Source organism: Flavobacterium zhairuonense, assembly GCF_004352915.1.
Classification (GTDB): domain Bacteria; phylum Bacteroidota; class Bacteroidia; order Flavobacteriales; family Flavobacteriaceae; genus Flavobacterium; species Flavobacterium zhairuonense.
In genome coordinates this window covers 427,820-442,829 of record NZ_SJSY01000075.1, presented here as the reverse complement: position 1 = coordinate 442,829, position 15,010 = coordinate 427,820, and the positions used below count along the sequence as shown (strand labels likewise).

The following is a 15,010-nucleotide window of genomic DNA, read 5'->3' as shown; positions in this document are numbered from 1 at the left end:
ATAAGTATTTTTCTGTTAATTTTTAATGATATCTGCACAAATCCTAAAATACTTCGCAAAAAACACTATTTTTGAAGTAACTATAATCAACTTTTTGCTACCTACTTGTTTTTAGGTATTATAAAATTATTAATCTAATATGAAAAACTCAATAATGATGTTAAGTGCAGCACTAATGCTTGGCGGAGTAGCACATGCTCAAAAGGTAGCTTTTGAAGAATACAACTTAGACAACGGGATGCACGTTATTCTGCATAACGATCCATCGGCGCCCGTGGTTATTACTTCTGTAATGTACCATGTTGGCTCAAAAGACGAGCGTCCTGACAGAACCGGTTTTGCACATTTCTTCGAACATTTATTATTTGAAGGAACCCAAAATATAAAACGTGGCGAATGGATGAAAATCGTTACGGCAAACGGAGGAGTAAATAACGCTAATACTTCGGATGACAGAACGTATTATTATGAAGTTTTCCCATCAAACAATCTAGAATTAGGCTTATGGATGGAATCGGAAAGATTGATGCACCCTATTATTAATAAAATTGGAGTTGATACGCAAAACGAAGTGGTAAAAGAAGAAAAAAGAATGCGTTACGACAATCAACCTTATGGAAACATTCTTCCAGAAGTTAAAAAAAATATGTTCAAAAATCACCCGTATCGCTGGACAACTATTGGCTCAATGAAAGATCTAGATGCTGCAACTCTTGAAGAATTTCAGGCATTCAACAAAAAATTCTATACGCCAAATAATGCTGTTTTAGTTGTTGCCGGAGATTTCGACAAGACAAAAGCCAAAGAATGGGTTCAGAAGTATTTTGGCCCAATTCCAAGAGGCGAAGAAGTTAAAAAACAAACTTATACTGAAGAACCAATTACTCAGACGATAAAAGCAACTTACGAGGATCCAAATATCCAGATTCCGATGGTCGTTGCCTCATACAGAACACCTTCGATGAAAACCAGAGATGCCAGAGTTTTAGATTTGATCTCTTCATATTTAAGTGATGGAAAAAGCTCAAAGCTGTACAAAAAAATCGTTGACGACAAAAAAATGGCGCTTCAAATTGGTGCAGTTGGCTTTAGTCAAGAAGATTACGGAACCTATATTTTGTACGGATTGCCAATGGCCCCAAACACAACCGCAGACATTTTAAAAGAAATAGATGAAGAAATCGTAAAAATCCAAACTGACTTGATTTCTGAAAAAGATTACGAAAAATTACAAAACAAATTCGATAATAATTTTGTAAACGCAAATTCAAGCGTAGAAGGAATTGCAGAAAACCTTGCTTCGTATTACTTGCTTTATGGCGACGTCAATTTGATTAATACTGAAATTGATATTTACCATTCTATCACAAGAGAAGAAATAAGAGAAGTTGCAAAGAAATACTTGAATCCTAACCAACGCTTGATTTTAGATTATATCCCAACTGCAAAATCTCAAAACTAAGAATTATCGAATCATGAAAAAAATATATCCTTTTTTAATCCTTTTTTTCCTAACAGGAATTATGATAGCACAAGATCGTCCACAACCAAAACCAGGAAACGCCCCAGTAGTCAACATCAAAAAACCCCAGACCTTTGTTTTAGCAAACGGAATGAAGGTTTTAGTTGTTGAAAACCACAAATTGCCACGAGTAAGCTTTACACTAACTCTGGATAACGCACCGTTTACTGAAGGCAACAAAAAAGGTGTCGACGAATTGACCAGCAGCTTGATTGGCAACGGAACTAAAAAAACAACAAAAGAAGCTTTTAACGAAGAAATTGATTTTTACGGAGCCAATATCAACTTTACTTCTCAAGGAGCTTATGCAAGCGCTTTGTCCAAATATTCAGGACGCGTTTTAGAACTTTTGGCTGAAGGTGCTTTACAACCAAATTTTACTCAAACCGAATTTGACAAAGAAAAGGCAAAACTATTAGAAGGCCTTAAAGCCGATGAAAAAAGCGTTCCGGCCATCTCAAACCGAGTGGTTGATGTTTTAGCTTTTGGAAAAAATCATCCTAACGGCGAGTATCTTTCTGAGGAAACTGTGAAAAATGTTACTCTAGCAGATGTTCAAAACAACTACAGTACTTATTTCGTTCCAGAAAATGCTTATTTAGTAGTTATTGGAGACATTAAGTTTAAAGAAACAAAAACTGCGGTTGAAAAATTATTCAGTGGATGGAAAAAACAAGCAGCTCCAAAAAACACATATCCAAATCCAGAAAATGTTTCGAACTTACAAATTGATTTTGTTGATGTTCCAAATGCTGTTCAATCTGAAATTTCACTGGTAAATACGGTGAATTTAAGAATGAGTGATCCCGATTTTTTTCCAGCTGTAATTGCAAACCAAATATTAGGAGGCGATTTCAATAGTTATTTAAATATGAATTTACGCGAACAACACGCTTGGACGTATGGCGCAAATTCAAGCATTGGAGCCAGCAAATATGTTTCTAAATTCAAAGCAACTTCAGCAGTTCGAAATACAGTTACCGATAGCGCAGTGGTTCAATTTATTAAAGAAATCAAACGAATCAGAACAGAAAGAGTGGATCCAGAAGTTTTACGAAATGTAAAAGCAGGCTACATTGGAAGATTTGTAATGCAAGTCGAAAAACCTCAAGCCGTTGCACGTTACGCTCTAAATATTGAGACAGAAAAACTTCCTGCAGATTTCTACGAAAAATACATTCAGACAATAAATAATGTTACTGCAGACGATATTTATCGTGTCGCAAACAAATATTTCCTGCTTGACAATATGCGAATTGTAATTGTTGGAAAAGGTTCTGATGTAATTTCTGGCTTGGAAAAACTACAAATTCCTATTCATTATTTTGACAAATACGGAAACCCAGTTGAAAAACCAGCCACCAAAAAAGAAGCTCCAACAAATGTTACTGCAAAAACAGTTTTCGAAAATTACATCAAAGCAATTGGAGGCGAAAAAGCGGTAACTTCAGTCAAAACGCTTTATATGAACGGAAGTACGACTGTTCCGCAAGCTCCTACTCCACTGACTTTCACTTCAAAATTAGATTCAAAAGGAAAAATGATGGTTTCTCTTGCTATGGGAACTATGAATTTGATGAAACAAGTTGTAAATGAAAAAGGCGCTTATGTTGAACAGCAAGGCCAACGTAAAAACCTTGAAGGCGATGACCTTAAAGAAATGAAAGCAAATGCTGCCCCATTTGAAGAGCTTCAATTAGCAAAAAGAACGGATCTAAAAGTTGACAGTATAGAACCTATCAACGGAAGTGACGCCTATGCAATTAAAGATGGCAAAACAACGTATTTCTATGATATAAAATCAGGTCTAAAAGTAGCCGAATCTAAAGTTCGCGAACAAGGCGGAAAATCGGTTACACAAATCACAAACTTCAACGATTACAAAGAAGTAAAAGGCGTAAAAGTTCCTTTTAACTTAATTCAGAATGTAGGTTTTGAGTTGGATATCAAAATGTCTGATATCAAAATAAATGAAGGAGTTTCTGATGCAGATTTTCTTTAAAAAGATGCTAAGCTTTTAAGTTTCTAAGATATTAAGACACTAAGTTGCTAAGTTTTTTTCTCATAGGCTTTGTCAAAGTTACAACTTTGACAAAGCTTTTTTTTGCGTTTCATTTTGTCAGGCTGAGCGAAGTCGAAGCCCTTTGCTCTCTTCTCCCGAAGCCTCGGGATCGCTCTGGGTGACATGCGCAAAACTCATAACTCATAACTCATAACTATTTCTTAGCTGATAAATAAACCCCTATCAAAATAATAAACGCTCCAAAAAACTGAATTGGCGTCAGCATTTCATTGTCTAACAATCCCCAGAAAAAAGCCACTATCGGAATTAAATAAGTAACTGATGTCGCAAATACCGGCGATGACATTTGGATCAATTTAAAGAATAGAATATTAGCAATTCCAGTTCCCAAAACACCTAAAATTGCAACAAAAAAGATAGAATGCTGTGTTTCTGCAAAATGTATTTTTTGGCCAATGTCAGTTGTACTTAAAATAATTAACGCTGGTAAAAGCAAAACAGTAAAATTCCCTGTTGTGATACTTACAGAATTCAAATCATGTAAATATTTCTTAATCAAATTTACATTAATTGCATAACTAAGAGTTGCAATAACTACAAGCAAAACATATAAATAATTCTGAGTTCCGCCTGCAGAATCTCCGCTTAAAACCAAAAGCAGGCAACCCAAAAGCCCAACAAAAACACCTAAAACTTGTCTTTTTTGAAATTGAATTCCAAAAGCCACAATTCCTAAAACCAATGTATTTAACGGCGTAAGCGAATTCAAGATAGCCACAATCGAACTATTTACCTGAGTTTCTGCAATAGCGAAAAGATAAGCCGGCATGAAAGTTCCAAAAAGCGAAGTTATGGCAACATATTTCCATTGACGACGCGAAATCTTTTTCAAGCTATTAAAACCTACAATCAACAAGAACAAAGCCGCAAAAATAATTCGGAATGAACCTACCTGAATTGCAGTCAAACCAATCAATCCCTTTTTTATAAGAATGAAAGAACTTCCCCAGATAAGAGAGAGAATCGCTAAGTACAGCCATTTTAACTGTTTTGTTTCCATAAATTGTATTTTACTGCAAAATTGTAATAATTTTACGAACTGGCCTCTTGGTTTTTATTAATTTTGCAACAAACATATTGACAATTTAAAAATCATAAATATGAAATTCACTAAAATATTTGCATCATTAGCTATTGCCTGTTTAGTATTCGTTGGCTGCAAAAAAGAAGAAGACAAAAACTTAGCTAACATAAAACCGTTAGAAACAACTGCTAAAGAACATAAAGCAATCGCTGTTGAAAATGTGCAAACTGCAAGTTTCGAAATCGAAGGAATGACTTGCGCAATGGGATGTGCCAAAACTATCGAAAAAGAATTATCAAACCTTGACGGCGTTGAAAAAGCAGCTGTTGATTTTGACAAAAAAACGGCAACCATAACTTTTGACAAAACGATTCAAAATCAAGAATCTTTGACTAGAGTTGTTCAAGCAACTGGTGACGGCAAAACATATAAGGTTTTGAATTTTAAATCTTAAATTCGAAATTTAAACAATTAAAAAAGGCGCTCAAATCGAGTGCCTTTTTTAATTTATATTTGTTGATAAATTGTTTAAAGGGATAATATTAGATATTTTTAATTCAAATATTAATTACTTATCAAGATCAAAGAAATGATAAAAGAAATTAATGAGTTTATAGCTCAATTTAGAGTTGAAAAATCAATCTCAAAAAGATTAATAACAGACATTTTTGGTTCAGAAGTTGACATTAATCAAATTACTGAAGTTCTAAATATTTCAAAAACGAATAAAAATGAACCATTTTTAGAAGTTATTTTAATATTGATTGACTACTTTGAACTTAAAGATAAAAAACTGACAAAGCTATTATGTGAATTAGCGGTGGAGAATTGGCATTTTAAACATGAAGATATAGTCTTAACCCTTAAAGAAACTGCCGACCCAAATATAGTTGATTTTCTATACAATGCTATTTTTCTAAATTTAGAATATTTAGAATATGATGAAACTTATCAATTGGCGAGAAAGTGCATAAAAGCGATTGCTTCAATAAATAATTTTAACTCATTATCAAAATTACAAAACCTGTCAAATAATGAAAATAAAATTATTTCGCGATATGCAAGAAAAGAACTTGATAGATTCACTCTACTATCTTGAGTATTCTAAAACAAAAAAAAAGGCGTTCAAATTTGAACGCCTTTTTTTTATTTCCATTTCAGAGTTTCCATAATCCTCTGCATATCATTTTTAATATAACTCACAGCCGGCATAACTGAATCAAAATTAGGTTTAGCATAAAAATAAACAGAACCGATAAGAAAGTGTTTTGTGCTGTCTGTCACGTAAAATTGCGAGTTTGTAGCGGCATTTCCATCAACTTGGTAAAACATTCCGTAAACCTTTTTTTCTTGATTTAAATAAGGCTGTTCTAAAATATCATCAGCTTTGATAACGTGCTCGTAGGTAAGTTTCTGCGCATCTTTCAAAAGCTTATTAATATCTCCGTGTACAGGTTTGTATGTCAAGTAAATTGTAGCTTTCATTTTTGGATACGTAATCGCAAATCCGCATTCTTTCTCGCCTTTAATTATCGCATCTTCATTCATATCAAAAGCAAACGGACAAGTATTTTCAAAATGAACATATTTTGCTTCCGGATAATCCAAACGCAGAAAACTTGCCGGTTTTGGCAATACATCATCTTTACAGCTTACCAAAGTCAGAATTAATAAAATTACTGCTGTTGAGATTATCTTTTTTAACATCTTAATCTATCGTTACTTTTATTTGTTTTATACGCTTTTTGTCAACGGTTTCTATTGTAAAAACACAGTTTTCAAAAGCTATTTTTTGATCTTTTTTAGGAAAATTACCTAAAATTTCTAAAATAAATCCGGCTAGAGTTTCTGCTTCGCCTTTTCGTGATTCGAAAATATTTTCATCGACATCAATAATTCTGTAAAAATCTTTCAAATTGATTTTTCCTTCAAACAGAAAATTCTTTTCATCGATCTGCGAAAAATTTAAATTTTCATCATCAAATTCATCACTAATATCTCCTACAATTTCCTCTATAATATCTTCTAAAGAAACTAATCCAGAAGTCCCTCCATATTCATCAACCACAATCGCCAAATGGCTTTTTAGGCTCTGAAAATCCTTTAATAAGTTATCCAGTTTTTTATTCTCCGGAACAAAAAAAGCTTCTCTCATTAAAGAAGTCCAGTCAAATTCATCTTTATCAATGTAAGGCAGTAAATCTTTAACGAACAAAACGCCTTCGATTTGATCTATATTGTCTCGATAAATAGGAATTCTTGAAAAACCGCTTTCGATAATTTTAGGATAAATTTCTGCGAATGTTTCTGAAATTTCCAAAGCAAAAACATCAATCCTCGGACTCATGACTTGCTTTGTATCAGTATTTCCAAAAGAAACAATTCCTTCCAGAATTTTTTGTTCTTCCGTCGATGTCCCTTCAGAATCTGTAAGTTCCAACGCCTGAGAAATCTGATTTATTGAAAAACTATTCTTCTGTTTCCCTAATTTACGTTGCAAATATAAGGTAACAGCGCGCATAGGCAAACTTATTGGCGAAAGTAATTTATCTAAAAAAGCGATGGGATAAGCAACACGTTTTGCAAATTTTAAATTGTTTCGGCTGGCATAAACTTTCGGCAAAACTTCTGCAAATAATAAAATCAGAAACGTAACCAAAACTACCTCTAAAAAGAACTTAAAAGCAGGCGAACTAATATGAGAAAAAACATCTCGGCCAATAAAAGAGAACAAAATAACAACTCCGATGTTTAGAAAATTATTAGCAACTAAAAGTGTTGCCAGCAATTTCTTTGGTTTATCTAAAAGATTTGAAATGATTTTTCCTTTTGGGAGATTTTCGTGCAGTGCTTCATCAATGTCTTTTTGAGACAAAGAAAAAAGAGCGACTTCGGCACCTGAAACAATGGCTGATAAAAACAGCAAAATAAATATTCCGACAAAACCAATTATTAAATTGATGTCTAAAGTTGTAGATAAAAGTAAACTGGGCTCTGGGTCCAAATTAAAAAAGATTAGTTAAACAATCAAAAAGGCAAGTCATTTATAGGCAAGCCTTCATTAGATGCATCAAATGTAGTGTTTTTTGCCGACTCCTGCTCTTGATTTGGCTTATGATTTCCCGTTTCTTTTTTGGTAGTCAGGAAAGTAAACTCGGTAACCTGAATTTCCGTAGTATATTTTGTAGTGCCATCTTCTGCTTGCCATTGGCGCGATTTAATTCGGCCTTCAACATAAATTTTATCTCCTTTAGAAAGATATTTTTCACAAATTTCGGCAGCTTTATTACGCACAACTAGATTATGCCACTCCGTTGAAGTTATTTTTTCGTTGGTCGTTTTATTGATATAAACTTCATTTGTAGCCAATTGAAACCGCCCGATGCAATTCCCTCCATCAAAATAATGCATCTTTACATCATCGCCTAAATGGCCAATTAGCATAACTTTATTTAATGTTCCGTTCATAGTTTTTGGTAGTATTTATCCCAAAGATACATTTTTTTAGCAATTTAATTCTTGCTTTTCAATAAAATTATATATCACAATTGGAAACGGATTATTTTTTAACTCACTGTAACTCAAACCATTCTCAATTGTTTCACTAATTCTGACCTTCCAAAACTGAATATGGAGATGTTGATGCGAAAGTTTGTGTAAAACAGCAGTTTCAGCACATTCTTCTATACCTATAATAGTATAAGCTGAAAAAACATCCTTTTGAACGGCTTTTGAAATTACTTCAAAACCAACAATTTCATCGGTTTCCAGCAACGGAAATTCATATAGATTATGCCAAATTCCTTTTTCTGTTCTTTTTTGAATTAAAGTATTTCCTAAAGCATCTTCCAAAATCAAATAATTAAAGAAGCGGTTTGTCACTTTTGTCTTTTTTGATTTGACAGGCAAAACTGAAACTTTCTTTTTCTGTAAAGCCGCACAGCTTTCATTAAAATCACAAACTAAACAATTTGGACTTTTAGGCACGCATTGCAAAGCGCCAAATTCCATTATAGCTTGATTGAAGATTGCAGGATTGTCCTTTGGCATTAATTCAAAAGCCAATTCGGCGAACTCTTTTTTTGTTGCCGGCAGAGCAATATCTGACTCTATATCAAAATAACGCGAAAGTACTCGAAACACATTTCCATCAACAACAGGAACTGCCTCATTATAAGAAAAAGAAGCAATTGCTGCGGCTGTATATTCGCCAACACCTTTTAATTTTAATAAATTTTTATAGTCTTCAGGAAAAACGCCATTGAGCTCATTTGCCACATATTGAGCCGTTTTATGCAAATTTCGAGCACGAGAATAATACCCTAGTCCCTGCCAAAGTTTCAAAACTTGCTCTTCTGAGGCATTTGCCAAATCAAATACAGTAGGAAATTCCTTGGTAAATGCAAAAAAATAAGGCATTCCTTGAGCAACTCTAGTTTGCTGAAGCATAATTTCTGAGAGCCAAATCAGGTACGGATCGGCTGTTTTACGCCACGGCAAATCACGTTTGTTTTGTAAATACCAATTTATCAATATGTTATAAAAATCCATTCAAAAATACTTAGAAAACAAAAGTAAATGTTTATGTAATTAAAATTTAACGATTTAGCTTGATTAATTATTTTTTTAATTCCTATATTTGCAAACTCAAAAAAATAGTACATCATTTATAAAATAAAATAGGAAAGAAAATGACGAAAGCAGATATCGTAGCGAAAATTTCAGAGAAACTAGGTCTTGAAAAAGGAGATGTTCAAGCAACAGTAGAAACTTTTATGGAAGAAGTTAAAACTTCATTAGAAACTGGAGACAATGTTTACCTAAGAGGTTTCGGAAGCTTTATCGTTAAAACAAGAGCTGAAAAAACTGGTAGAAATATTTCTAAAAATACTACTATCAAAATTCCAGCACACAACATCCCTGCGTTTAAACCTGCAAAAGTTTTTGTAGAAGGAGTAAAAACGAACAACGAAGCAAAATAATACTATTAATTAACATAAAATCTGACACGATATGCCAAGTGGTAAAAAAAGAAAGAGACATAAGGTAGCTACTCACAAACGTAAAAAAAGAGCGAGAGCTAACCGCCACAAAAAGAAAAAGTAGTTTTAAACTACTTTTTTCTTTTTAAACGTTCATTGAAATTGAAAAAAGATGAAAGAGAAAAGAAAATAGAATATAGACGACAAAAAGTCTATTCTCTTAATTCTATTCTCTCCCAATCTTCTTTTCACCGGGTTAATACCTGTTAAAAATATTGTTTAATCCATCTGTAGATAAGATTTTAGATTTTAGATTTCAGATTTTAGATTTTTATAAGTCTATATTCTTTTTTCTTTCTTCTATTTTCTGAAAAAACAGATAAAAATTTACAGTGTGAATAAAGAATTAATCATTAGATCTAGTTCTGAAGCAGTAGATTTTGCCTTATTAAAAGATGGAAAACTAATTGAATTACACAAAGAAGAAGAAAAAAGCAACTTTCAGGTTGGTGATATTTTTATTGCCAAAATCAGAAAACCAGTTGCTGGACTTAATGCCGCTTTTGTAAATGTAGGCTTTGAAAAAGATGCCTTTTTACATTATCACGATTTGGGTCCAAATCTAGCTTCTCAGCTGAAATTCATAAAACTTGTAAGCGCAGGTAAATTAAAAGATTTCTCCCTAAAAACCTTTCAGTTTGAGAAAGAGATTGACAAAGATGGCATCATTACTGATATTTTAAGTGCCAATCAATCTGTCTTAGTTCAAGTAGTTAAGGAACCTATATCGACCAAAGGCCCAAGAATAAGTGCTGAGCTTTCTCTTGCCGGAAGATTTATCGTTCTAGTTCCTTTTTCTGATCGTGTTTCTATTTCTCAAAAAATAGAAGACAAAAAAGAAAAGGATCGTCTAAAAAAACTTGTTCTATCGATCAAACCTAAAGGATTTGGTGTTATTGTTCGTACAGTAGCCGAAGGCAAAAACGTAGCCGAATTAGAAAAAGATTTGCAGAACCTGCTTGGCAGATGGTCTGCAATGTGTAAAAAATTACCAACTGCTCATCATCCATCAAAAGTATTAGGAGAGCTTAACAGAGCTTCTTCAATATTAAGAGATGTATTCAATGATACCTTCAGCGGTATCCAAATAGATGACGAAGAGTTGTACCACCAAACGAAGGAATATCTGCAAGAAATTGCACCTTCAAAACAATCGATTGTTAAGTTTTATCAATCAAATGACACTCCGATTTTTGAGAAATACAATATAGAGAGACAAATCAAAACTTCTTTTGGAAGAACCGTTTCCATGAGTAAAGGTGCTTATCTTATCATTGAACACACTGAAGCTCTTCACGTTATAGACGTAAACAGCGGAAACCGTTCAAACAAAGCAACCAATCAGGAAGACACTGCCATGGAAGTTAATATGATTGCCGCAGCAGAAATCGCAAGACAATTACGTCTTCGAGATATGGGCGGAATAATCGTAGTTGATTTTATCGATATGTCTAATCCTGAAAACAGGAAAGTCTTGTTCGACTTCTTGCGAGAAGAAATGAGCGACGATAAAGCAAAGCATAAAATATTACCGCCAAGTAAATTTGGACTTGTCCAGATTACAAGACAGCGCGTAAGACCAGAAGTTAATATTAAAACTAGAGAAGAAGATCCTGATAAAATTAATGGCGAAATTGAAGCGCCAATATTAATAATTGACAAGATCGCCGCTGATTTAGAAAGACTTTTAAAAACCCACAATAAAGTTGTGCTAAACACACACCCATTTGTGGCTGCATACCTCAGCAAAGGTTTTCCATCATTACGTTCAAAATGGTTTTTTGAACATAAGAAATGGGTGAAAATCATACCTCGTGACGCTTACACGTACTTAGAATACCATTTCTATGATAAAAAAGGAAATGTTATTTCAGAATAAAAAACAAAAACCGCCTTTCCTAAGATTGGCGGTTTTTTTGTGCTTTAAAAGCTCTTAAATTCATTTTTTATAACTTATAGTAAAACAAAGAAAACTTATAACAGCAGCCAAAGCATTAATTTTACACTACGTTTATCGGCAACATTTTTTTTAAAAAATCATGCAGATATTCAGCACTTTATATCCTTTTTCTCAAAAAAAAATTATTTACTTTTTTCTGACACTATTCTTTTTGCTCTCCTTAAAAATGAGTGCCCAAAATGACACAATCTTTTTTAATTCAAAATGGAAAATCACAGTCCGAGATTCAGCTTTGTATTACAGAATAAAACCTTTAAAAATAAAAACCAAAGACGCAGTTGGTTACAAAATAAAAAACATTGACTCTCTTTTTGTCATTAAAGATTACTATTTAAGTACTAATAAAATACAATTTAAAGGTTATTCACAAGATTATGACGGCGAATATTTAATTGGCAAAGCTGAATGGTATAATAAAAAAAATCAAGAACCATTTACTAGAAATTTTAATTACAAAGAAAATAACAATGCTCTAAAATTTAAAATGCCAGACTGGCCAATTATATATACAGAATATTCTATTGCAAATAAAAGTCGTGTTACTGCTGGATTAGAATTTTGTTTAGATTGCAAAAACAGCAACAAACTTTTTTTAGGAGCAGGATACGGAATTACAAATAGTTATAATGGAAATTATTATGGATTTCCAGATTTGCATTTATCTTATAATGCCGCTTTTTTATTATTTTTAAAAACAGGAATCACTAGCAAAAATAGTTATATAGTGAGTGGTCTATCCTTATTTAATGTCGCTGATTTAGGTTTTGGATATTCTTTCCCTTTTAAAAAAGATGAAATCCCTTCAATAGAAGGATTCACTTTGGGTCTTACTTTAAGATTTACTAAAAACCAAAAAGCTTATAATCCATTAAGAATCATGCCCTAAACTTCAAGAATTATTCTCTGATAATTTCTATTTTTCGTCTAATTTCATTCCCAGAAGCATCTACAACTGTAATATAATGTATTCCCGTTGTTGGAGTTATAGGCAATTCATGAAAGGTTTTGGTTGTTGCTTTATACACATCATCAACATACCAAAATAATTCCTTATCCCTTTCAGAATACGCTACTTTTAAAATTACAGGCTGAACGTTACTATTGAAATCTTTTGTCAAGTAAATTTTACTATTTGCTTTTGGATAAATAAAATCCATTGTGGTTGCTTGTGTTCCTTCACAACCTTCTTTGAATGGAGGCAATGGCAGATATTCTATATGCTGGCTTTTGTAATACCAAGCCATAACTGGAGGCAAAACAAACCAATTTTTAGTCACAATATTTTCGACATTTTCACAACTGCTGTTTACCTGAAATTGTTCGGTTTTGTCTAAATGAATAGTTCTGTGATACGGACAAACTTTGGTTGATTTCCCTTTTTTAGAAACCCATTGTTTGATTTTAGGACAATTGTCTTTTGCCAAATAACCACTTAATCGGCAAACCTCAACTTCGGCCAAATCTTTATAGGGCGTATCAAACCATCTTTGTCTTGGCAATAAATTAAAAACATCAAATAATATTGGAGCCGCGCTGGTAACTCCTGTCAAAGTTGGCCTTCCTTCTCCGGTTGCATTTCCAACCCAAATTCCAACCACATATCTTGAATTGGTTCCAATTGCCCAAGCATCGCGATTTCCGAAACTGGTTCCCGTTTTCCAGGCAATTTTCAGCGAACTGTCATAAAATTTCCAAGCTTCGTCCCCTTCAGGCCTGTTAACCTCTTCCATTGCGTTATAAGTCAACCAAATTGATCCTGCGCCCAAAATGTTCTTCTGATCAGTTTTGGAACCAAAATCGGGCTTAAAATCGTTTTTATAATTTAGTTCTGTAAATTCATTTGTTCGATATTGCCCATGATTTCTGTTGAAATAATTTAATGTGGAAGATAAATTCGCATATGTTCTGCACAAATCCCACAAATTACTTTCCGCACCGCCCAAAATAAGCGATAAACCGTAATGGTCTGGTGTTTTGTTGATGTTCTTTAAGTTGAATTTCTGCAATTCTTCGTAAAATTTATTTACGCCAAAATCCTGAAGCATTAAAACTGCAGGAATGTTCAACGAACGTGACAATGCACGATGCGCCGGAACTGCTCCATCAAAAGTAAGATTAAAATTTTGTGGTGTATAACCCGAAATCTGTGTTGGAATATCAGCAATTAACGTATTTGGCAATAATTCGCCATCATCCAGCATAGCGCCGTATAAAAGTGGTTTTAAAATACTTCCGGTACTTCTTGGTGCATCAATAATATCTACATCTTTTTGGTGATCTGAATCTGCTGGAGAATTCCCCACATAACTCATTACATTTCTGTTTTGAACATCAATGACCAAAATAGCCAAATTATGAACCTCATTTTGTTTGTACTGATTATAATAATACCTCGCTATTTGATTGACTCTATTTTGCAAAGCATAATCAATTGTTGTTTTTACTCTCGTTCCTTCTTCATTTTTAGCTACTCGTTGCAATAAATGAGGCGCGATTTGAGGCAAATCATATGGTTTTTGAGGCAAAGGCTCTTCTATCGAAAGTTCGTATGTCTGTTTGTCGATAATTCCTTCCTGATGCAATTTTAATAAAAGTCGGTTTCGTTTATTCAGTAATTTAATTTGATTTTTTCCCGGATAAATTAAACTTGGAGCATTGGGCAAAACGGCCAAAACCGCATTTTCAGCCCATGATAATTGATTGGACTGAACGCCAAAATAACGCCACGAAGCCATTTCCAATCCTACAACGTTTCCACCAAACGGTGCATGGGCGGCATACATTTCGAGAATCTCATTTTTGGAATACCCTAATTCTAGTCTCGTTGCGAGAATAATTTCTATTATTTTTTCGAAATAGGTTCTGTTTTTTCCTTTTCGGGAAAGTCGAATAACTTGCTGTGTCAAAGTACTTCCTCCACGAACTACTTTTCCTGCTTTTCTGTTTTGTTGAAAGGCATTAATCATCGCTCCGGGATTAAATCCCGGATGTTTGTAGAAATATTCATCTTCAAAATAAACAATGCATTTTTTGAACTTGTCCGGCACGCTGTCCTGTGCGGGAAAACGCCATTGTCCGTCACGAGCAATTTTAGCTCCTAGTAATTCTCCTTCTTTACTTTCAATCACCGTTGAATAAGGCTCTTTGAACAAAGTTCGGGGTATCGAAAAATAGTAAATCAGCAAGAGCAGAAATGCAATTGCCGATTTAATTTTATTTCTTTTTATCCAATTTATAGTGCGTTGAAAAAACGCTTTTACTTTATTTTTCAAGGCTGATTATTTTACCGCAAAGACGCTAAGTTATTCGCTAAGTTCGCTAAGTTTTTTTTGCACGCAGATTTAGCAGATTATGGCAGATTTTCTTTTTTTTGATCTGC

13 protein-coding genes are annotated in these 15,010 nt (G+C 33.5%); 7 read left to right on the top strand and 6 right to left on the bottom strand.

The window, feature by feature from the left end:
* Positions 1-139: 139 nt before the first annotated feature.
* Together EYY60_RS18495 and EYY60_RS18490 are read left to right on the top strand one after the other, a co-directional pair.
* A complete protein-coding gene (locus EYY60_RS18495; protein WP_132990765.1) occupies positions 140-1,462 on the top strand; it encodes a M16 family metallopeptidase in 1,323 nt (440 codons plus the stop codon).
* Positions 1,463-1,475: 13 nt separating this feature from the next.
* Complete coding sequence (locus EYY60_RS18490; RefSeq protein ID WP_208749487.1) at positions 1,476-3,524, top strand: insulinase family protein; 2,049 nt, start codon at positions 1,476-1,478, stop codon at positions 3,522-3,524.
* Positions 3,525-3,738: 214 nt separating this feature from the next.
* On the opposite strand, the gene EYY60_RS18485 is transcribed toward EYY60_RS18490, so the two are convergent.
* A complete protein-coding gene (locus EYY60_RS18485; protein WP_132990764.1) occupies positions 3,739-4,605 on the bottom strand; it encodes a DMT family transporter in 867 nt (288 codons plus the stop codon).
* Positions 4,606-4,705: 100 nt separating this feature from the next.
* Here EYY60_RS18485 and EYY60_RS18480 point away from each other — a divergent pair, with 100 nt between their 5' ends.
* Together EYY60_RS18480 and EYY60_RS18475 are read left to right on the top strand one after the other, a co-directional pair.
* Complete coding sequence (locus EYY60_RS18480; RefSeq protein WP_132990763.1) at positions 4,706-5,083, top strand: heavy-metal-associated domain-containing protein; 378 nt, start codon at positions 4,706-4,708, stop codon at positions 5,081-5,083.
* Positions 5,084-5,218: 135 nt separating this feature from the next.
* Complete coding sequence (locus tag EYY60_RS18475; RefSeq protein ID WP_132990762.1) at positions 5,219-5,728, top strand: hypothetical protein; 510 nt, start codon at positions 5,219-5,221, stop codon at positions 5,726-5,728.
* Between the two features lie 47 nt (positions 5,729-5,775).
* Here EYY60_RS18475 and gldD read toward each other — a convergent pair whose 3' ends face one another.
* From gldD to mutY, 4 genes are read right to left on the bottom strand one after another with little or no spacing between them, the layout of a single operon-like run.
* Positions 5,776-6,336: a gliding motility lipoprotein GldD gene (gene gldD / locus EYY60_RS18470; RefSeq protein ID WP_132990761.1), complete on the bottom strand. Its 561-nt coding sequence runs from the start codon at positions 6,334-6,336 to the stop codon at positions 5,776-5,778.
* A 1-nt stretch (position 6,337) separates the two neighbouring features.
* On the bottom strand, positions 6,338-7,633 hold the full coding sequence (locus EYY60_RS18465) for a gliding motility-associated protein GldE (protein WP_132990760.1): 1,296 nt from the start codon (positions 7,631-7,633) through the stop codon (positions 6,338-6,340).
* Positions 7,634-7,656: 23 nt separating this feature from the next.
* Positions 7,657-8,097, bottom strand: a complete 441-nt coding sequence (locus EYY60_RS18460; protein ID WP_132990759.1) for a single-stranded DNA-binding protein — start codon at positions 8,095-8,097, stop codon at positions 7,657-7,659.
* 36 nt (positions 8,098-8,133) lie between these two features.
* On the bottom strand, positions 8,134-9,180 hold the full coding sequence (gene mutY, locus EYY60_RS18455; RefSeq protein WP_132990758.1) for an A/G-specific adenine glycosylase: 1,047 nt from the start codon (positions 9,178-9,180) through the stop codon (positions 8,134-8,136).
* Between the two features lie 140 nt (positions 9,181-9,320).
* Between mutY and EYY60_RS18450 the strand changes: the two genes are divergently transcribed.
* The 3 genes from EYY60_RS18450 to EYY60_RS18440 all read left to right on the top strand — a co-directional run bounded on the left by EYY60_RS18450 (position 9,321) and on the right by EYY60_RS18440 (position 12,517).
* Entirely contained in the window at positions 9,321-9,611 is a 291-nt protein-coding gene (locus tag EYY60_RS18450) for an HU family DNA-binding protein (protein ID WP_007805026.1), read from the top strand.
* A 394-nt stretch (positions 9,612-10,005) separates the two neighbouring features.
* A complete protein-coding gene (locus EYY60_RS18445; RefSeq protein WP_026728566.1) occupies positions 10,006-11,550 on the top strand; it encodes an Rne/Rng family ribonuclease in 1,545 nt (514 codons plus the stop codon).
* A gap of 247 nt (positions 11,551-11,797) precedes the next feature.
* Positions 11,798-12,517: a hypothetical protein gene (locus tag EYY60_RS18440; RefSeq protein WP_235832359.1), complete on the top strand. Its 720-nt coding sequence runs from the start codon at positions 11,798-11,800 to the stop codon at positions 12,515-12,517.
* 10 nt (positions 12,518-12,527) lie between these two features.
* On the opposite strand, the gene pbpC is transcribed toward EYY60_RS18440, so the two are convergent.
* Complete coding sequence (gene pbpC / locus EYY60_RS18435) at positions 12,528-14,903, bottom strand: penicillin-binding protein 1C (RefSeq protein ID WP_132990757.1); 2,376 nt, start codon at positions 14,901-14,903, stop codon at positions 12,528-12,530.
* Between the last annotated feature and the right edge of the window lie 107 nt (positions 14,904-15,010).